At 65.4% G+C, this 17,963-nt stretch carries 19 protein-coding genes; 12 read left to right on the top strand and 7 right to left on the bottom strand.

Going from position 1 to position 17,963, the window contains the following annotated elements; genetic code table 11:
• The first annotated feature begins 132 nt into the window (after nucleotides 1–132).
• From thrE to otsB, 5 genes are all read left to right on the top strand, one after another.
• Nucleotides 133–1,836, top strand: coding sequence for a threonine/serine exporter ThrE (gene thrE / locus MHK09_RS05615; protein ID WP_250412939.1), 1,704 nt, complete (start codon nucleotides 133–135; stop codon nucleotides 1,834–1,836).
• A 119-nt stretch (nucleotides 1,837–1,955) separates the two neighbouring features.
• The gene (locus MHK09_RS05610) at nucleotides 1,956–2,315 is read left to right on the top strand and encodes a hypothetical protein (RefSeq protein WP_250412938.1); all 360 of its coding nucleotides are present in this window, start codon (nucleotides 1,956–1,958) and stop codon (nucleotides 2,313–2,315) included.
• Between the two features lie 14 nt (nucleotides 2,316–2,329).
• Nucleotides 2,330–3,772 carry an alpha,alpha-trehalose-phosphate synthase (UDP-forming) gene (locus tag MHK09_RS05605; protein WP_250412937.1) on the top strand — a complete coding sequence of 481 codons (1,443 nt, stop codon included), beginning with the start codon at nucleotides 2,330–2,332 and terminating at the stop codon, nucleotides 3,770–3,772.
• Nucleotides 3,769–4,290: an META domain-containing protein gene (locus tag MHK09_RS05600; RefSeq protein WP_250412936.1), complete on the top strand. Its 522-nt coding sequence runs from the start codon at nucleotides 3,769–3,771 to the stop codon at nucleotides 4,288–4,290. The genes MHK09_RS05605 and MHK09_RS05600 overlap by 4 nt, the downstream gene beginning before the upstream one ends.
• Nucleotides 4,291–4,308: 18 nt before the next feature.
• The gene (gene otsB, locus MHK09_RS05595; protein ID WP_250412935.1) at nucleotides 4,309–5,091 is read left to right on the top strand and encodes a trehalose-phosphatase; all 783 of its coding nucleotides are present in this window, start codon (nucleotides 4,309–4,311) and stop codon (nucleotides 5,089–5,091) included.
• Nucleotides 5,092–5,131: 40 nt separating this feature from the next.
• Here otsB and MHK09_RS05590 read toward each other — a convergent pair whose 3' ends face one another.
• Nucleotides 5,132–6,229, bottom strand: coding sequence for a LacI family DNA-binding transcriptional regulator (locus MHK09_RS05590; protein ID WP_250412934.1), 1,098 nt, complete (start codon nucleotides 6,227–6,229; stop codon nucleotides 5,132–5,134).
• An 80-nt stretch (nucleotides 6,230–6,309) separates the two neighbouring features.
• On the opposite strand from MHK09_RS05590, the gene MHK09_RS05585 reads away from it, so the two are divergent.
• From MHK09_RS05585 to MHK09_RS05565, 5 genes are all read left to right on the top strand, one after another.
• Nucleotides 6,310–7,275 (top strand): metal ABC transporter solute-binding protein, Zn/Mn family, encoded by a 966-nt coding sequence (locus tag MHK09_RS05585; protein ID WP_236587115.1) that lies wholly within the window; start codon nucleotides 6,310–6,312, stop codon nucleotides 7,273–7,275.
• Nucleotides 7,275–7,976: a metal ABC transporter ATP-binding protein gene (locus MHK09_RS05580; RefSeq protein ID WP_150850867.1), complete on the top strand. Its 702-nt coding sequence runs from the start codon at nucleotides 7,275–7,277 to the stop codon at nucleotides 7,974–7,976. Before MHK09_RS05585 ends, MHK09_RS05580 begins: the two co-directional genes overlap by 1 nt.
• A complete protein-coding gene (locus MHK09_RS05575; protein ID WP_250412933.1) occupies nucleotides 7,954–8,868 on the top strand; it encodes a metal ABC transporter permease in 915 nt (304 codons plus the stop codon). The genes MHK09_RS05580 and MHK09_RS05575 overlap by 23 nt, the downstream gene beginning before the upstream one ends.
• Before the next feature lie 11 nt (nucleotides 8,869–8,879).
• Nucleotides 8,880–9,716, top strand: a complete 837-nt coding sequence (locus tag MHK09_RS05570; RefSeq protein WP_250412932.1) for a CE1 family esterase — start codon at nucleotides 8,880–8,882, stop codon at nucleotides 9,714–9,716.
• A gap of 63 nt (nucleotides 9,717–9,779) precedes the next feature.
• Nucleotides 9,780–10,790, top strand: coding sequence for an HNH endonuclease signature motif containing protein (locus tag MHK09_RS05565; RefSeq protein WP_250412931.1), 1,011 nt, complete (start codon nucleotides 9,780–9,782; stop codon nucleotides 10,788–10,790).
• 15 nt (nucleotides 10,791–10,805) lie between these two features.
• Here MHK09_RS05565 and rlmB read toward each other — a convergent pair whose 3' ends face one another.
• From rlmB to MHK09_RS05540, 5 genes are read right to left on the bottom strand one after another with little or no spacing between them, the layout of a single operon-like run.
• Nucleotides 10,806–11,753, bottom strand: a complete 948-nt coding sequence (gene rlmB, locus MHK09_RS05560) for a 23S rRNA (guanosine(2251)-2'-O)-methyltransferase RlmB (RefSeq protein ID WP_005325725.1) — start codon at nucleotides 11,751–11,753, stop codon at nucleotides 10,806–10,808.
• Nucleotides 11,754–11,775: 22 nt separating this feature from the next.
• Nucleotides 11,776–13,164 (bottom strand): cysteine--tRNA ligase, encoded by a 1,389-nt coding sequence (gene cysS / locus MHK09_RS05555; RefSeq protein ID WP_250412930.1) that lies wholly within the window; start codon nucleotides 13,162–13,164, stop codon nucleotides 11,776–11,778.
• 44 nt (nucleotides 13,165–13,208) lie between these two features.
• The gene (gene ispF, locus MHK09_RS05550; protein WP_250412929.1) at nucleotides 13,209–13,691 is read right to left on the bottom strand and encodes a 2-C-methyl-D-erythritol 2,4-cyclodiphosphate synthase; all 483 of its coding nucleotides are present in this window, start codon (nucleotides 13,689–13,691) and stop codon (nucleotides 13,209–13,211) included.
• A complete protein-coding gene (ispD, locus tag MHK09_RS05545) occupies nucleotides 13,684–14,415 on the bottom strand; it encodes a 2-C-methyl-D-erythritol 4-phosphate cytidylyltransferase (protein WP_250412928.1) in 732 nt (243 codons plus the stop codon). The genes ispF and ispD overlap by 8 nt, the downstream gene beginning before the upstream one ends.
• Nucleotides 14,387–14,971, bottom strand: coding sequence for a CarD family transcriptional regulator (locus MHK09_RS05540; RefSeq protein ID WP_005325718.1), 585 nt, complete (start codon nucleotides 14,969–14,971; stop codon nucleotides 14,387–14,389). Before MHK09_RS05540 ends, ispD begins: the two co-directional genes overlap by 29 nt.
• A gap of 192 nt (nucleotides 14,972–15,163) precedes the next feature.
• On the opposite strand from MHK09_RS05540, the gene MHK09_RS05535 reads away from it, so the two are divergent.
• Complete coding sequence (locus MHK09_RS05535) at nucleotides 15,164–15,751, top strand: hypothetical protein (protein WP_250412927.1); 588 nt, start codon at nucleotides 15,164–15,166, stop codon at nucleotides 15,749–15,751.
• Between the two features lie 74 nt (nucleotides 15,752–15,825).
• A complete protein-coding gene (radA, locus tag MHK09_RS05530; RefSeq protein ID WP_250412926.1) occupies nucleotides 15,826–17,196 on the top strand; it encodes a DNA repair protein RadA in 1,371 nt (456 codons plus the stop codon).
• A gap of 3 nt (nucleotides 17,197–17,199) precedes the next feature.
• Here radA and MHK09_RS05525 read toward each other — a convergent pair whose 3' ends face one another.
• Nucleotides 17,200–17,904 (bottom strand): hypothetical protein, encoded by a 705-nt coding sequence (locus MHK09_RS05525; protein WP_250412925.1) that lies wholly within the window; start codon nucleotides 17,902–17,904, stop codon nucleotides 17,200–17,202.
• Between the last annotated feature and the right edge of the window lie 59 nt (nucleotides 17,905–17,963).

Here is a 17,963-nt window from a genome sequence, read left to right as displayed (position 1 = left end):
TCGTTGCATAGTACCCGAGCACCAACGCTAAAGGGAAAGCCGGTCCCCCATCTATGCATTCGCAAGGTGCAGGGACTAAAGTTCAGGCAGAATCTATCCCACATTCCCAGCGCTTTTTCGAGGGTTATTTCCGTGTCATTTTTGTCCGCTATGCGGGAGCGCCTGCGCGCTTCCTCGGGCCAAGTAGCCATCATCGACGCGGCTAAAGCCGCACCGCCGCCATCGCCACTCGCCCCGGTCGATCTCCATGACGCCGCTCAAGTCACCGGCGTCATGGAGATCGCCGCCCGCATTGGTGAAATCCTCATCGGCGCCGGTACGGCTAACTCGGATGCCCGCGCCCAGGTGCACCTGGCGGCATCCTCCTATGGCTTGCACTACTGCCACGTGGACATCTTGATGAATACCATCACCATCCACACCACCATCGGCACCGGCGAGCAGCGCCAAAACCTGCACGTCTTCCGTGTGGTGCCGAGCATTGGCGTGGATTTTTCCAAGCTCTCGGCCGTCGATAAGCTCATTCGCTCTATCCACTCCGGCCAGATGCCACCGGCCATGGCGGAGCAGCGCCTCGACGAGATTGACCGCATGCCCGCGCCTTATAAGCCGGCCACGGTCATGCTCGGCTGGGGCGCGATGGGTGGCCTGATTTCCATGATGCTCGGCGGAGACCTGCTCGTCGGCGTGGTGGCCTTTGTGGTTTCCGCCTTCATCATGGGATTGAACGCTTGGTTGGCCAACTATCGCTTGCCGCCCTTCTATCAGAATGTGGTCGGCGGCTTCTTCGCTGTCTTCCCGGCCGCCATCTTGTACAACGTGGCGGCCTCGTTCGGCATTAATTTCTCGCCGGCACAGATCATCGCCTCCGGCATCATCGTGCTGGTAGCGGGTCTAACCTTGGTGCAATCGCTGGTCGACGGCATCACGCGCGCCCCCGTAACCTCCTCCGCCCGCTTCTTTGAGGCGCTGCTATCTACCGGCGCCATCATCGCTGGCGTGGGCGTGGGCATCCAGCTGGCTGATTCGCTGGGCTTTAACCTGCCGCCGCTGGCCACGCTGGCCCCGCCGGTCTACCACGAGATTCCGCTGCTGGTGGTGCTCGGTGGCACCGGCTCCGCCGCCTTTGCGCTAGCCTGCGGGGCTGCCTGGATCGAGATCACCATGTCGGGGCTTACCGCCGCGGCCGGCATGATCTTCTATTACTTCGTGGTGGTGCCGTTTGGCATCGGCCCGGTGATTGCCTCGGGCCTGTCCGCTGTGGTCGTCGGCCTGGCCGGCGGCTTGATGTCGCGCCGTTGGGGCATCCCGCCGCTTATCACCATGATCGTGGGCTATACGCCGATGCTCCCCGGCCTCATGCTCTACCGCGGCATGTACGCCTCGCTCAATGAGCAGATGATTACCGGCTTTACCAACATGGCAATGGCGCTAGCCATTTCCGGCGCGCTGGCCGCCGGAGTGGTGTTAGGCGAGCGCGTGGCCCGCCGCCTGCGCCGCCCGCAGTACTTCCGCCCCTACTCCGCTTTCAAGCGCATCGGCCGCTTCTCCTTCCACAAGGCCACGCACTTGGCCCGCAAGGCCCCGCGAATCCCGCGTGTGCCGATGTCCCCATTTGCCCCGCGCGTCAATCGCCCGGAGTTACCACCCAAGCTCGGGCCGAAGCCGCCGCAGCAGCACCCGCGCCACGAGGCCCAAAACCACGGGCCGCATACCCGCTCCGCCGCGGACCTGTGGCCGGAGGATTCTCAGTGGCCGGCGCAGCCGCAGCAGCACGAGAAGACCACCTATACCGTGCCGGGCACCGAAACGTTTCGTGCCCAGAAACCGGAGTAGCCGGGCACCGAATCCGGACCCGAGCGGCCCTAAACGCCGCCGGTAGCGTACAATATTTGCTCTGATAGCTTTTCTTGCAAGCGCTTAAGTAGTTTCCACAACGTTCAGGAGGACACGTCGTGCCACCCAAGGTCCAAGACACCCACCCACAGGCTGACCAGAATCACGCCCTTGAGGAGGAGACCTCCCGCGCAGCCCGCCGCATCGTGGCCACCTACGCCCAGGACTTCCTCGACGGCGTGACCCTGATGTCCATGCTGGGCGTGGAGCCCAAGGGCTTGGTACACAAGAAGGTTCTGGCGGAGCAGGCCGATGCCGCCACGAAGAAGTCGACCAAGAAATCCAGCAAGAAGTCCACGAAGAAGTCGACCAAAAAGTCCACCAAGAAATCGACAAAGAAGTCGACCAAGAAGGCCACGAAGAAAGCGACGAAGAAGGCCTCTAAGAAGGCAACAAAGAAGTCTGCTAAGAAGTCTTAAGTTATTCTTGCACCATGAGTGAGCATGGCAATGACTTCGTGGTGGTGGCCAACCGCCTGCCGGTTGATCTAGAAACCCGGCCCGATGGCAGCCATACGTGGACACCCTCGCCAGGCGGGCTGGTCACCGCCTTGTCCCCGGTCCTAGAGTCCCATCAGGGCTGCTGGGTAGGGTGGCCCGGCGTGGCCGATGCCGCGCCCGAGCCCTTCCGCACCGATACCGGCGTGCTGCTGCACCCAGTCAAGCTCACCGAGTCCGATTTCGAGGGCTTTTATGAGGGTTTTTCTAATGCCACCTTGTGGCCGCTCTACCACGATCTCATCGTCACCCCTACCTATGACCGCGATTGGTGGCACGCCTATCGCGAGGTCAACCTGCGTTTTGCAGACGAGGTAGCCGAGGTCGCCGCCGAAGGCGCCACCGTGTGGGTACAGGACTACCAGCTGCAGCTTTTGCCTGGCATCCTGCGCCAGAAGCGCCCGGATCTCACCATCGGATTTTTCCTGCACATCCCCTTCCCTTCCGCCGATCTCTTCCGCCAGCTGCCCTGGCGCGAGGAGCTCGTGCGCGGGCTGCTTGGCGCGGATCTCATCGGCTTCCACCTGGAGGCCAATGCCCGCAACTTCTTGGAGCTTGCCCGCCGCCAGGGCCTCGACGTACAAGGCGAGGCCAGCACCCGCGAGGTCACCGCGCATATTCGCCTGCCGCAGGGGCGCACCATCGGCGTGGGCGCCTTCCCCATTTCCATCGCCGCGAAGGACTTTGCCGCATTCACTGGGGAGGAGAAGGGGGACGTCGCCAAGCTGCGCGAAGAGCTGGGCTCGCCCAGGCGCATTATCTTGGGCGTGGATCGCCTCGATTACACCAAAGGCATCCTGCAGCGGCTGACCGCCTTTGAGGAGCTGCTGGACACCGGCGCGCTCGACCCGGAGGAGGTGACGCTGGTGCAGCTCGCCACGCCGTCGCGCGAGCGCCTCGACCATTACAAGGCCACCCGCTCCAAGGTGGAAGAAGCCGTTGGCCGCATCAACGGGCGCTTCGCCCGCGTAGGTCACCCGGTGGTGCACTACCAGCACCGCGGCGTGGCCAAGAGTCTCCTGCGCTGCTACTACCGCATGGCCGATGTCATGCTGGTGACCCCCTTCAAGGACGGCATGAACCTGGTAGCCAAGGAATACGTGGCCTGCCACGACGATGGCTCGGGCGCGCTGGTGCTCTCCGAGTTCGCCGGCGCGGCCGATGAGCTCAACCAGGCCTACCTGTGCAATCCCTTCGATATCGAGTCCGTCAAGGCCGCCTTGCTCAATGCGCTCAAGGCGCTTGACGACGCCCCCTCCACCATGACCCAGCGCATGCTCACCATGCACCAGCAGGTCACCGAGCACGACGTGCAGCTATGGTCCCAGTCCTTCCTGGGCTGCCTGCGCCAAGCAGAAGAACAGGGGGCGGGCGCATGATGTCTCGCTTTCCCCGCCTGGCCGCAGTGCCCATTGCCGCGACCTGCGCCGCCGCGCTACTGGCCGGCTGCGGCTCCGGCGACGAGGAACCCCAAGCCCCTGGCGATGAGCAGATCTTGGATAAGCAGTGGCAGGTAGTCTCCATCAACACCACCCCGGATGCCGCCTCCACCATCCCGGAATCCATCCCGCAGGCACCCACGTTGAGCTTTGGTCAATCCACGATGGTGGGCACCACCGGGTGCGCCCAAATGGTGGGCAAGGTGACCTATTCCACCGATGATGAGCGCCAAAACATCCGCGAAGGCAACCGCCTCCACTTCGATGAGGTGGAGTTTGACGAGACCGCCGAAGATTGCCACGGCGCGTCCGTGTGGGCCGATAACCTACTGCGCAACCTGATTTCAGCGGACCACGATTTCCACTACACCGTCAATTCCAATAACCAACTGGTCTTGGAACTGGTCACCGATGAAGTGGACTCGCCGTCTATCAAGTTGGTTTCCCTCGGCGGTTAGTTGCGTAGGCTATAAGCCATGACGCTTTCAACTGCCATCAAGGCCCTTGCCGCCGCCGAGCACCTCGCGGTGGTCTCGGATTTCGACGGCACGCTCTCCCCCTTCGCCACGGCTATCTATGAGGTCGAAATGAACCAGGAATCACTGAGCGCCCTGGATAAACTGGCCCACCTGCCGAATACCACCGCGGCCGTTCTCTCCGGCCGCCACCTCGAAGGCCTCAAGCGCGTGTGCCCACTGCGCGAGCCCGTTGTCTTCGGCGGCTCCCACGGCGCCGAATCCTCGTGGGAGGAGACAGATCTGACCCCCGCGATGCGCGATCACCTCGCCACCAAGGAAGCCGAGATTCGCGAGATCATGGAGCGCTTCCCCGGCGCGGATATCGAGGTCAAGCCCTTCCAGCGCGTGTTGCACCTGCGCGCGCTCGAGGATTCCGATCCAGAGGCTGCCGCCCAAGCTTATGAGGCCGGCCTCGCGCTCGATCCGGGCGGCTTCCCGCGCACGGCCGGCAAGTCCGTGGTGGAGTTTTCCGCCACCCAGGCCACCAAGGGCACGTGGATTGAAAACCTGCGCGAGCGCACCGGAGCCACCGCCGTGGTTTTCTTAGGCGATGATGTCACCGATGAGGACGGTTTCCGCGCCCTGCACCAGCCGCCAGACGTCGGCGTCAAGGTCGGCGAGGGCGATACGGCGGCCGTAGTGCAGCTTGCCGACGTCGACGCCGTCGCCCACTTCCTCACCGAACTCGCCGCCGCCCGCGCGGCCCATGTCGGCCGCCCCGACGCCGGCGGCGCAGCCTAGTGCGGCGCAGACTAGCACAGCGCTGTGGAGTACAGCGCTCCTAACGCGGCGGCGCCACCGTCCGCCCGGCCGCAAAGCTGGTCTGCAGCACGCGCCGTAGCACCGCAGCTTCGCCCGCGTCCGAACCCTCTGCGCCGGCGATGAGCTTGGCGAGCATATGGCCGGCGGCCGCGCCCTTGGCCTTATTGGGCTGGACGATCGTCGTCAAGCCAAGGCGCTGCGCCGCATCAATGCCGTCGAAGCCGGTAACGGACAGCTCACCGGGAACGTCGATGCCCCGCTCGCGCGCATAGGTCATCACGCCCAAGGCCATGGAGTCGGTGGTGCACAGGACGGCGGTGAGGTCAGGGTGGGCGTCGAGAAGCAACTGCGCGGCCGCCCGCGTGGTCTGCGCATCGTTGATGTGCTGGGTAACCACGGGCACGGTCTCGGGCGCGATGCCCGCCTGCGCAAAGACGTCCATGGCACCCATGACCCGGGCGCGCTGCACGTGCATATCGGCGCCCTGCAGCTCACCCCACGAAATGGGGCCATCGTGGCGCTCGCGCTTGAGGCGAATCGCCAATACGCCAATCTTGCGGTGGCCGGCCTCCACCAGCGCGCGGGCGGCCGGGGCAATCGCCGCGCGGTCATCGATGCCCACGAACGGCAGGCCCGAATCCGTCGGCTGATCGCAGACCACCACCGGCAGCCCGCGGCCGCGCGCCGCCTCGAGGTAGGCATCCCCGGCCGCGACGGAGTAGACCACAAAGCCATCCACTGCGGCCGAGCCCACCAGGCTCGCCGCCTCCGCCTCGCCCTCCGGACCGGCCGGGATGAGGGTGAGCGTAGTCTGCGCGCCGGCCGAGGCTTCTGCCATGCCGGCCAGGAAATCCACCGAGGCCATGTCCTCGAAGGCGTAGGACAGGTGCTCGGTCAGCAGCACGCCCACCGAGCCCGCGCGGCGGGTGCGCAGGCTGCGGGCCGTGGGGTCCGGCCCTGGATACCCCCGCGCCTTCGCCGCCGCCAGGATGCGCTCGCGCGTTGCGGCCGAAAGCTGATCCGGCCGGCTATAGGCATTGGATACCGTCGTGCGCGAAACACCCAGCTCGGCGGCCAGCGAGGCCAGCGTTTTGCGGGTGGGGCTGCGTTTCACCATGACCGCAAGCATACCCCGCGGCCGTATTTTCAATACATATTCAATTGACAATGGTTCCCATCAAACGCACACTGGAAGCTATGCATACCTCACTTCGCGCATCCGCAGCCCTCCTCGCGGCCGGTGGCCTCCTGCTTACCGCCACCGCCTGCTCCTCCGACACCGAGGACTCGGCCGCCGAGCCGGGCGCCCAGAAGAAGATCTCCATCGTCGCGTCCACCTCCATCTGGGCCGACGTCGCCCAGGCCGTGGCCGATACCGCCTCCGGCGTGGACATCGAGGTCAAGCCCATCGTCGAGGGCAACGGCGTTGACCCGCACCACTTCGAGCCTTCCGCGGCCGATATCGCCAAGGCCGAGGACGCGGACCTGCTCGTAGTCAACGGCGGCGGCTACGATTCCTGGATTTACCAGGCCGTCTCCGACCAGGACAATATCGTCTCCGCCCTGCCGCTCACCGACCACGGCAAGCTGGCCGATGACCCCAATGTCATGACCATCGACGCCGCCAAGGCCACCGCCAAGAAGGACCCGAAGAAGGTCACCAATATCGAGGGCAACGAGCACATTTGGTACGACCCGGCCGCGCTCGACGAGGTCGCAGGAAATATCGCTGACCAGATCAACGAGCTCAATACCGATGCCAACGCCAGCACCGAGCGCGTGGACTCCCACGTCGACCGCCTGCGCGACAAGCTCAAGGAACTGCCGGGCGACCTCTCCTACGCACAGACCGAGCCGATTGCGGACTACATCATGAAGTACACCTCCGGCAAGGACGTCACCCCAGAGGGCTACCGCAAGGCCACCATTTCTGAGGGCGAGCCCACCGCGGCCGACCTCGCTGCCTTCACCAAGGCCATCAAGGAAGACAAGGTAGACCTGCTTATCTTTAACCCACAGACCGAAACCGATACCGCCGGCCGCATCAAGTCCGCCGCGGAGGATGCGGACGTCTCTATCGTCGAAATCGGCGAGACCCCACCGGATGGCAAAGAATTCTGGACCTACTATGACGAGGTCACCGATTCCCTGGGGAAGCTCTAGTGCTCATCCACTTTCATGACGCAGCGGTTGCCCCGCTGTGGTCCAGCCTTAACCTCGCCGTTGACCGCGGCGAGTTTATCGCCGTTTTGGGCCCCAATGGCGTGGGCAAATCCACCCTGCTCGGCACCATCTTGGGCACCCGCAAGCTCACGGCCGGCAGCGTCGACGTTAACTGCCGCGTCGGCTTCATCCCGCAACAACGCATGTTCCCGGCCGACCTGCCCCTGCGCGCCCGCGACTTAGTCTCGCTCTCCCTGGCACACGGCGCTTTCCGACGCCGCCGCCCACCCCGCCACCGCGTCGACGAGCTGCTCGCCGAGGTCGGCGCCACCGGCCTGCGCGACCGCCGCGTCGGCCAGCTTTCCGGCGGCCAGCAGCAGCTTATCCGCCAAGCCCAAGCGCTGGCCAATGACCCCGAGCTCATCCTCGCCGACGAGCCGCTGCTCTCGCTCGACCCGGCGCGCCAGCAGGACACCGTGGACAAGCTGGATGCGCTGCGCCGCGAGCGCGGCACCTCCATCATGTTTGTCACCCACGGAATCAACCCGGTGCTCGGGGTGACCGATAAGGTGCTCTACCTCGCCCCCGGCGGCCATACTTTCGGCACCGTGGATGAGGTCATGCGCTCCGATGTCCTTTCCGAGCTCTACGGTTCCAAGGTCAACGTCTTAAACGTCGATGGGAGGCTCATCGTTGTCTAGCTTTATTGAAGACACCCAGTACCTGCTCAGCGTGGACTTTGTGCAGTCCTCGCTTATCGCCTCCGCGCTGCTGGGCATCCTGTCCGGCGTGATGACCTCGCTCATCGTGCTGCGCCAGATGTCTTTTTCCGTCCACGCCACCTCCGAGCTTGCGCTCATGGGTGCCTCGGCCGCGCTGCTCTTCGGCCTCAACCTCGGCTTCGGCGCCGTGGCCGGCGCCATCGTGGCCGCCATCATCCTCGCCGTACTGGGCTTCAAAGGCCAACAAGATAGCGCCATCGGCGTGGTCATGAGCTTTGGCCTGGGCCTCTCGGTGCTGTTTTTGCACCTCTACCCCGGCAACGCGAATACCGCGATGACGCTGCTGACCGGCCAGATCGTCGGCGTCTCTTCCGCCTCGGTGTGGCTTTTGGCCGCGACCACCGTGGTCATCCTCGCCGCCGTAGCCATCCTGTGGCGGCCCATGCTCTTCGCCTCGGCCGACCCGGTCATGGCCCAGGCCGCCGGCGTACCCACCCGCTTCATTTCCGTCGCCTTCGCCGTGCTCGTAGGCTTGGCGGCCGCGCAGTCGGTACAAATCGTCGGCTCGCTGCTCGTCATGGCGCTGCTCATCACCCCCGGTGCGGCGGCCGTGCAGATCACTTCCTCGCCCCTGCGCGCGGTCATGTGGGCCACCATCTTCGCCGAGGTCTCGGCCGTGGGCGGCTTTGTACTGTCGCTCGCGCCCGGCCTTCCGGTCTCGGTTTTTGTTACCACCATTTCTTTTGTCATTTACCTGGTGTGCCGCCTCATTGGCTGGCAGCGAAATAAGAGGGCGGTGCGCGACGAGGTCGCCGCTAGGCGCTTCCACGCCGACTGCCACAGCACCGCCGAAGAGCACCACGCCGACTAGACTGGGCGGCTATGCACGTACACCGCCGCACCGCGGATGTGGATGGCCGCACCCGCCGCTTTCTCGTCATCGCGCCGGATAACCCCGGCCCGCGCCCGAACCTCTTGCTCTTCTTCCACGGCTCGCTGCAGTCCGGCAACGTGATGCGCCGCTTTACTAACGGCACCTTCGACGAGCTTGCCGACGCCACCAATACCGTCCTCGTCTACCCCGACGGCGTCGACCGCCATTTCAACGATTGCCGCAGCATCCTGCCCGTCACCGCCCGCGCGGAGAACGTGGACGACGTCGTCTTTACCGCCTTCCTCGTCGAGGAGATGCGGCGCGAATTCGGCACCGCCCGTACCTTTGCCTGCGGCTACTCCAACGGCGGGCAGATGGTGCTCCGCTTGCTTTTCGACGCCCCCTTTAGCCTCACCCGCGCCTGCATCTTCGCCTCCACCCTGGGCGAGGGCGACAACCACGCGCCCAGCAACCCGGCCGGTTACCGGCCCACTCCATTGCTGTTTTTCCACGGCACCGCCGACCCGTATGCGCCGTATGAGGGCGGGGTCGCCGGGCTGGATGCCGAGCGCACCCGCGGCCGCGTGCTTTCCGCGCCGGCCACCGCCGAACACTTCGCGCTGGCCAATGGCTGCCAGCCACCCCGCGACTACCATCCCACCGCGGATGTCACCGCCACCGCATACGACGGCGATTTCCCCGTCGAGCTGTGGACCATGGAGGGCCTCGGCCACGTGATTCCCTCTAGCATGAAAACCGACCCACGCATAGGCCCAAATACGGATTCCTTCCGCGCTGTGGATAAGGTCCGCGAGTTCTTCGTCCTCGACGACGCCCAGGCCTAGTTATCCACAGCTGCGTGCCACGCACCGCGCGCCGGCGTGCACCCGCACTTAACGTGTGGAGCCGTGAACGCGCTACAGAATTTCTTGACAGGCCTGGCCGCCGGCATGGACATCATCGCCGACTGCCACGGCCTTACTAAGCGCGCGCTTATCGACGCCGGCTGCCCCGACACCACCGCCGCCCGCCTCCTTACCCTCGCCGATACCTACTTCGGCCCCACCGCGTTTAGCCGCCTCCAGCGCGGATCCATCGCCGCGGCCCGCACCAACGAGCACAGCCTCACCGCGCTGCTGGCCATCGAGCGCCACGCCACCAAGCTGAAGAATAAGCGCCAGGCCTGGGCGCTGCGGCGGGAGCTGTGTGGGATGAAGGGGGATGCGTCGGACGTCGACAAGCAGGGGCGCAAGCGCGTGCGCGAGATTAAAGGTCCGCCGCAGCGCAAGCCCGGAGTCAAGCTCTACCGCCGCGCCGATGGGCCGTGGACCATGACGATTACCGGCAAGTCTGCGGACATCGCGGATATGCACGCCGCGCTCGATAAGGACGCCCCACTCGATTCGGTGCGCAAGATTTTTCAAGGCACCGCCGCGGCTTCCCGCGCGGCCGTGACCACCAATGTGGTGCTGCGCTTGGACGAGCTCGACCGCGTCGTCGACGCCGCCGGCGATGACATCACCGTGCAACTGACCAATGGTGCCCGAATGACCGGCGCGGACCTAGTGCGCCGCGCCTTTACCGCGCACGGATATGTGACTCTGATCCACCCCGTGAAGGGCCCGGTGAACCTGTACCGCACCGAGCGGCTCGCCTCGCCGAAGCAGCGCACCATGGCCGCCGCGGAAAATCCCACCTGCCCGTGGCCGCAGTGCAATTACCCCGCCGATGAATGCCAAGTCCACCACCTCACCGCGTGGCGCCACGGCGGCGAGACCAACCCCGAAAACCTCACCATCGCCTGCCCATATCACAACGGCGTAAACGACGATGACCCCAACGCCCCGCCGCTGCGCGGCCGCCTGGCCAGGGTGGATGGAACCATTAAGTGGCTGCCACCCTGGGCGGAAAGCGGCTAGAAACCTCGCCGGAGGTTACTGGGCCGCGCGGCGCTGGCGTGCGAATTCGGAGAGCACGGAACCGGCCGCGACGGAAGCATTGAGGGACTCGACCCAGTCCGTCATCGGGATGGACATGATGACGTCGCAGTTCTCGCGCACGAGGCGGGAGATGCCCTTGCCTTCGGAACCGATGACGATGACCACGGGATCCGTCGCGCCGTTATAGGTGTCCAGCGTGTGCTCGCCGCCGGCGTCGAGGCCGACGACCTGGTAACCGCTCTTTTGGAATTGCTGCACGGTGCGGGTGATATTCGTCGCGCGGGCAACCGGCAGGCGCGCCGCCGTGCCGGCCGAGGTGCGCCACGCCACGGCGGTTACGGACGCCGAGCGGCGCTCGGGGATAATGACGCCGTCGCCGCCAAAGGCCGCCACGGAGCGAATGACCGCGCCGAGGTTGCGCGGGTCGGTGATGTTATCCAAGATGACGAACATGCCTGGGCGTGCGTTCTCGGCCGCACGGGCGATGAGCTCGTCGACGTCGGCGTACTTATACGGCGGGATCTGCAGCCCGATGCCCTGGTGCATGCCGTTACCGGTCATGCGGTCCATTTCGTGGCGTTGCACCTCGATGATGGGGATATTGCGGGTATTGCACATGGCCACGGCCTCGGACAGGCGCTTGTCATTACGGGTGCCGGCCACAATGTAGAGCGTGGTGGCCGGCACCTTGGCGTGCAGGCACTCGATGACCGGGTTGCGGCCCACGACCATCTCGGCGGTCTCTTTCTGGTGGCGGCCGGAGTTGCGGCGGTCGCGCTCCAGCTTGGCCTTGTGCTTGGCGTGGTAGATGCGGTCCTCTGCCTTGGGCGTCGGGCCCTTACCGGCCAAGCCCTTGCGGCGCTGACCGCCGGAGCCCTTGGTTGCGCCCTTCTTATTGGTCTTGCGGATTCCCGCGCCACCGCGGCCGTGGGTACGTGCCATAATTTATGTCCTTTCGGAGTGCTTAACGCTGCGCCAGCGACCAGGTCGGGCCGTCTGGGGTATCGGTGATGGTGATGCCGGCGGCCGCGAGGCGGTCTCGGACGGCGTCGGCAGTAGCGAAGTCCTTATCCGCGCGCGCCTGGGTGCGCCGCTCCAGCTCAGCTTGTACCAGCGCATCCAGCGCGGCATCCGCCCCGCTAGCTTGCGCTCCATCTTCCCACTCCAGCGGGTCAAAACCAAGTACGTGCGCCATCGCGCGGACCTGGCCAGCCAGCGTGCGTGCCTGGGCCTCGTCACCGGCCGCGAGTGCCTTATTGCCAGCGCGGACGGTGGTGTGGATTTCCGCCAAAGCCTTGGGCACCGCGATGTCATCATTCATCGCGTCTGCAAAGCCCTGCGTCCACTCGCCAAGCTCCAGATCGTCAAAGTGGCCGAGGAAGTCCTCGATGCGGCGGTAGCCAGCGGCGGCCTCGGTCAGCGCAGCCTCGGAATACTCCAGCACGGAACGGTAGTGTGCCGAGCCCAGGTAGTAGCGCAGCTCCACCGGGCGCACCAGCTCCAGCATATTCGGAATGGACAACACGTTGCCCAGGGACTTCGACATCTTCTCGCCCGACATCGTCACCCAGTGGTTGTGCATCCAGTAGTTAGCGAACTTATCGCCGGCCGCATGCGACTGCGCGATCTCGTTCTCGTGGTGCGGGAACTGCAGGTCCAGGCCGCCGCAGTGGATATCGAAATTAGAGCCCAGGTAATAGGTAGACATGGCCGAGCACTCCAGGTGCCAACCAGGGCGGCCGTCGCCCCACGGGGTAGGCCAGCTGGGCTCGCCCGGCTTCGCGGCCTTCCACAGGGCAAAGTCCTGCGCGCCGCGCTTGGCGGAATCCTCGCCCTCGCCCTGCTCCATTTCCTCTACCTTGTTGCCGGACAGCGAACCATAATCGGAGCCTTCGGCCTTGGTCCACGCGGCAACGTCAAAGTAGACGGAGCCATCGGCGGGGTAGGCAAAGCCGGCGTCGATAAGCCGCTGCATATAGTCGACCATCTGGGTGACAAAGCCGGTCGCGCGCGGCTCGACAGAAGGCGGGATAACGCCCAGGGTGTTATAGGCCTTGGTGAACTCGCGCTCATAGGTGGACACCCATTCCCACCAGGGGCGATTATTCTCGGCCGCCTTGGTAAGGATCTTGTCATCGATATCGGTAACGTTGCGCACCAAGGCTACGTCATAGCCTTGGGCGAGCAGCCAGCGGCGCAGGATGTCGAAGGCGACGCCGGAGCGCAAGTGCCCGATGTGCGGCTGGGCCTGCGGGGTGGCGCCGCACAAATAGATGGAGGCGTGGCCGGGGCGAATCGGCTCGAAATCGCGTTGGCTGCGGGTGGCTGTGTCATAAATGCGCAAAGTACTCACGCCACCCAGTCTAATTGACGCGTGCGCGGGGTTAGTGTGGTGGGCTAGGCGCGCCAGACGACGGCCGTGGCAACCGCCGCGCGGCCCTCCTTACGGCCGGTAAAGCCCATATGGTCCGTCGTGGTGGCGGAGACGGACACGGGGGCACCAAGGATTTCGCTCAGTACCGCTTCGGCCTCTTCGCGGCGCGGGCCCATCTTGGGGGTCTGGCCGATGAGCTGCGCTGCGGCGTTGCCGATGATAAAGCCTTCGGATTCGAGCAGTTCGCGGCATTCGCGCAGCAGTTTCGCTCCGGATACGCCGTCGTATTCGGGCCTGCCGACGCCCACGAAGGAGCCGAGGTCGCCGAGGTGGGAGGCGGATAAGAGGGCGTCGACAAGCGCGTGCGCTACCACGTCGCCATCGGAGTGGCCCTCGCAGCCAGCATCGCCCTCGAAGAGCAGGCCGGCGATCCAGCAGTCCTTGCCGGCCTCGATCTGGTGGGCGTCGGTGGCGATGCCAACACGCGGGACAATCGGGTTAGTCATGGGTCTCCTCGGTCAGGGCGTGGGCCAGGGTGAGATCGATGGGCGTGGTGATTTTGAACGCCAGGGTATCGCCTGGCACGGTCGCCACGCGCTCGCCGTGCCATTCCATGAGGCTGGCATCATCCGTGGCGGTGAATTCGGGCTGCTCGGCCCAATAATCGAGGTTGGCTTGGCGCAGCGCAGGCAGGCGGAAGGCCTGCGGGGTTTGCACGGCGCGCAGGCGGGAGCGGTCGGGTGTGCTCACCACGGCGTCGGCCGCGACTTCCTTGATGGTATCGGCCACGGGAACCACTGGCACGGCCGCGGGGGCGCCTTCGAGCACACGCTTGGCGACGCCCCGCACCATCGCCGGCGGAGTCAGCGCCCGGGCTGCATCGTGGATGAGTACCACGGCGTCGTCGTCGGGAATTGCCTGCAGGCCGGCCCACACGGAATCGGCGCGCTCGCTGCCGCCGTGCACGAGGCGGATGGGCGCAGCGCCTGCGGTGTCGATGCGGCCGATGATGCGGGCGGCCTCGGGCTCCATGTCTGGGCTGACCAGCACGATGACCTCATCGACCACGCCGGAGGCCAGCAGCGCGCGCACGGAGCGCTCCAGGAGGGTGCGCCCGCGCAGCTCGACATAAGCCTTGGGCACCTCAGCACCGAGCCGGGTGCCCTGGCCGGCGGCCGCGATGAGCGCGATGACGCGCGGTTTAGTCTTCGTCGTCGAAGGAGAGGTCATCGAGATCGATGTCGTTGTCGATATCGGTGGTGATGGACTTATCGTCTACCAATCCGGCCGCGCGGTGGCGCTCGATGGTGGCATCGATTTCTTCCATCATGGTGTCGGCCTTCTTCTCATCGACCGGCTTGGCCAGCGCGAGCTCGCCCACCAGGATGGTGCGGGCCTTGCCCAGCATGCGCTTCTCGCCGGCCGAAAGGCCACGGTCCTGGTCGCGACGCCACAGGTCGCGAACGACCTCGGCAACCTTATTGATATCGCCGGAAGCGAGGCGCTCCTGGTTGGCCTTATAACGGCGGGACCAGTTGCCGGCCTCTTCGACGTCCTCGTCACGCAGCACGGAAAAGACCTTTTCCAGGCCCTCCTTGCCCACGACGTCGCGCACGCCGACGTTATCGGCATTCTTGATGGGCACGCGGACGACTAGGTCGGACTGGTTGATGTGCAGCACCAGGTATTCCAGCGTCTCGCCGCCCATCTCGCGGGTCTCGATATCCTCGATGACAGCCGCACCGTGGTGCGGGTAGACGACGACCTCGCCGACCTTATACTCCATTGCCACTCCTTGTTTTCCCGTTTTATCCCGGTTGACTAAGGCCGCCATTTTATCACGAGCGGCCGCCCCGCCTGCGGATACCCCCGTATACCCCCATGGTCTACCCGCCCGGTTTGGGACTAACTGTGTACTTTATTGCCAAAGGGACTAGGCTAAAGCGTTGACAAGCCCTGTGATCGCAATTGATGGAGGATGCTCAACGTGCAGTCCCTGAAGTCCGCCGCCCGCCGCGGTGCCATTATTTCCGTAACCGCCGTCTCCGCTCTGGCGCTGGCTTCTTGCTCGGCGGGTCACGTCGCCCAAACCGCCGAAAAGGTGGCTGCGGTCGATGGCGCTTCTGCAAGCACGGAAGACAACAAGGTTGCGGTTCGCGATGTCACCATCCTGGTAGAACCGGACGGCTCCGCTGCCCTGAAGTTCACCGCCGTAAACCAGGGCTACGACACCGATGTCATCTCCCTGGAGTCCGTCAAGGTCGACGGCCAGCGTGTAGAGATGGACAAGGCTCAGCCGCTGCACCGCGACCAGTCCATCATCGCGGATTCCCAGAAGAACCTGGACGCCACCACCCAGCAGGATTCCGAGAACGTCCAGTACATCGCCACCACCCTGAAGAACGATGACTTCGGCTACGCCGGCAGCCGCCCGGTTACCTTCGAATTCTCCAATGGTTCCATCGACGTGGACGCCACCATTGCCGCCACCCAGATGCAATCCGGCGAGTTCGACCGCGACGTCGAGTCCTCCGAGGGCTACTCCTCCGAGGCTCCAAAGAACTAAGCCGCGCCGCCCCAAAAGCCCCGCCTCCAGCCCGTTTCGGGCCGGAGGCGTTTGCGTGTTTTAGGCTAGAGGCCATGGCCAAGAAATCTCGCCCCATCCATACCTGTTCCGAATGCGGCTATGTCTCGCCGAAATGGCTGGGGCGCTGCCCCGACTGCGGGTCCTGGGGCACATTGGAGGAACGGGCGCCGGTGGTGGCGAGGCCTGGGACAGCGGGGGCGTCGGCAAGCAAGGGCGTAGCGCCGTCGAGTCCGGCGCAGCCGATTACCAAGATTGGGGCGCAGGCGACCAAGACGGTGCGCACCGGCATCGGCGAGCTCGACCGCGTGCTAGGCACCGGCATCGTGCCCGGCTCAGTGGTGCTCATGGCCGGCGAACCGGGCGTGGGCAAATCCACGCTGCTGCTGGAAGTAGCCTCGCGGTGGGCCCAGCTCGGCCGCACCGTGCTCTATGCGACGGCCGAGGAGTCCGCCGGCCAGGTCCGCTCCCGCGCCGAACGCACCGGCGCCCTGCAGGAATCGCTGTACTTGGCGGCCGAGTCCAACCTGGATGCGGTCTTTGGGCACGTGGATAAGCTCAAGCCGAGCCTCATCATCGTCGATTCGGTGCAGACCATGCACGCCGTGGGCGTGGAGGGCGTATCGGGCGGCGTGGCGCAATCGCGCGCGGTGACGGCCGCGCTGACTTCGCTGGCGAAGTCCACCGGCATTCCGGTGCTGCTGGTGGGCCACGTGACCAAGGACGGCAACGTGGCCGGCCCGCGCGTGCTGGAGCATCTTGTCGACGTCGTCTTAAACTTCGAGGGCGACCGCCAATCCAGCCTGCGTATGCTGCGCGGCATCAAGAATCGCTTTGGCGCCACCGACGAGGTGGGGTGCTTCGAGCAGACGGCCGGCGGAATTCGGGAAGTCGCGGACCCTTCCGGGCTGTTTCTCTCGCACCGCGGCACGACGCCGGATGGCTCGGCCGTGACGGTCGCGATGGACGGCGTGCGGCCGATACTCGCGGAGGTGCAGGCGCTGACGGTGGACCCGGTGGCAAAGAACCCGCGGCGTGTGGTGACCGGGCTAGATTCCAACCGCGTGCCGATGGTGCTTGCGGTGCTGCAGGCGCGCGCCGGCCAACGCACCAACGACAAGGATGCTTATGTCGCCACGGTGGGCGGCATGCGGATTACGGAAACCGCCACGGATCTGGCGGTGGCGCTGGCAACGTGGTCCTCGCTGCACGAGCAGCCGCTGCCGGCCAAGACGGTGGTCATTGGCGAGGTCGGCCTGGCCGGCGAGTTGCGGCCGGTGCCCAATGTGGAGCGGCGCTTGATGGAGGCCGCGCGGCTGGGCTACAAGCACGCGATTGTCCCACGCGGGGATATCGAGCCGGTAGAGGGCATGCGTGTGCACCAGGCCGGGACGCTGGGGCAGGCCATCGCCGCGGTGTCGAAGTAGCGCCTAGCGCAGCGTGAAGTCCTGCGGCGGCGAGGAGTTATCGCCGATGACGGTGTGGGCGAAGTAGGCCCCAGGTTCGGCCGCGGGGCGGTCGGTGCACTCGCCCGGCTTGGAGGCCTGGCGGGACCACTCGGCCTCGAATTTCACGTCCTTGCCGGCCGGGAAGGTCTGCGAGCCGGTCTGCACGGAGGCGTAGCAATCCGTATCGGACCATACACGCTGGTTATCGGCCATCTTGTAGACCTCGAAGCGCAGCAGGTTCTTGTCCAGGTCGATCTTGCAGTCCGCGGCCGTGGGGTTGGTGACCGTCATGAAGAACTTCGGCAGCTCGCCCTCCGGCACGGAGTAGTTCAGCATGGAGGTGCGCACCTGGAGGTCCGCGAGATCGCAGGTCTCCTTGGCTGCCTCAGAGCTTGCAGGCGCAACGCTCGACGGCTCACTTTCGGCCGCCTTGCTTTCCGATGCCCCCTCGGACGCGGCCTCTGCAGCCGTCTCCGAGGCAGCCTCGGAGGTCTCCGGGGCGGCAGAAGACGAGGTCTGCTCCGGCGTGGGCGCGGGGGCGGCGGTATCGGCCGACTCATCGCTGCTGCCCCCGAAGGCGGCCACGGCCGCCCAGATCAGCACCACGGCCAGCACGAGCACGATGATGAGCGCCGCCACGCGGCGGCGCTTGTAGATCTCTTCAGGTAGGGGCTTTTTCTGCGTCACGCTGTCAATTTTAAGCGGTGGGCGCGGGCCGGTGCGCTAAGCCCGCGCCGCGTGTCAGG

Source organism: Corynebacterium tuberculostearicum (genome assembly GCF_022347235.1).
Classification (GTDB): Bacteria; Actinomycetota; Actinomycetes; order Mycobacteriales; family Mycobacteriaceae; genus Corynebacterium; species Corynebacterium tuberculostearicum_F.
This window is presented reverse-complemented; position numbering and strand designations above follow the sequence as displayed.

Excerpts from the sequence above, each read along its gene's own strand:
- radA (WP_250412926.1), top strand. The coding sequence starts at position 15,826 with ATGGCCAAGAAATCTCGCCCCATCCATACCTGTTCCGAATGCGGCTAT.
- MHK09_RS05600 (WP_250412936.1), top strand. The coding sequence starts at position 3,769 with ATGATGTCTCGCTTTCCCCGCCTGGCCGCAGTGCCCATTGCCGCGACC.
- MHK09_RS05590 (WP_250412934.1), bottom strand. The coding sequence starts at position 6,229 with ATGGTGAAACGCAGCCCCACCCGCAAAACGCTGGCCTCGCTGGCCGCC.
- MHK09_RS05570 (WP_250412932.1), top strand. The coding sequence starts at position 8,880 with ATGCACGTACACCGCCGCACCGCGGATGTGGATGGCCGCACCCGCCGC.
- MHK09_RS05535 (WP_250412927.1), top strand. The coding sequence starts at position 15,164 with ATGCTCAACGTGCAGTCCCTGAAGTCCGCCGCCCGCCGCGGTGCCATT.
- ispF (WP_250412929.1), bottom strand. The coding sequence starts at position 13,691 with ATGACTAACCCGATTGTCCCGCGTGTTGGCATCGCCACCGACGCCCAC.
- rlmB (WP_005325725.1), bottom strand. The coding sequence starts at position 11,753 with ATGGCACGTACCCACGGCCGCGGTGGCGCGGGAATCCGCAAGACCAAT.
- MHK09_RS05585 (WP_236587115.1), top strand. The coding sequence starts at position 6,310 with ATGCATACCTCACTTCGCGCATCCGCAGCCCTCCTCGCGGCCGGTGGC.
- MHK09_RS05540 (WP_005325718.1), bottom strand. The coding sequence starts at position 14,971 with ATGGAGTATAAGGTCGGCGAGGTCGTCGTCTACCCGCACCACGGTGCG.
- MHK09_RS05575 (WP_250412933.1), top strand. The coding sequence starts at position 7,954 with ATGGGAGGCTCATCGTTGTCTAGCTTTATTGAAGACACCCAGTACCTG.
- otsB (WP_250412935.1), top strand. The coding sequence starts at position 4,309 with ATGACGCTTTCAACTGCCATCAAGGCCCTTGCCGCCGCCGAGCACCTC.
- ispD (WP_250412928.1), bottom strand. The coding sequence starts at position 14,415 with ATGACCTCTCCTTCGACGACGAAGACTAAACCGCGCGTCATCGCGCTC.
- MHK09_RS05605 (WP_250412937.1), top strand. The coding sequence starts at position 2,330 with ATGAGTGAGCATGGCAATGACTTCGTGGTGGTGGCCAACCGCCTGCCG.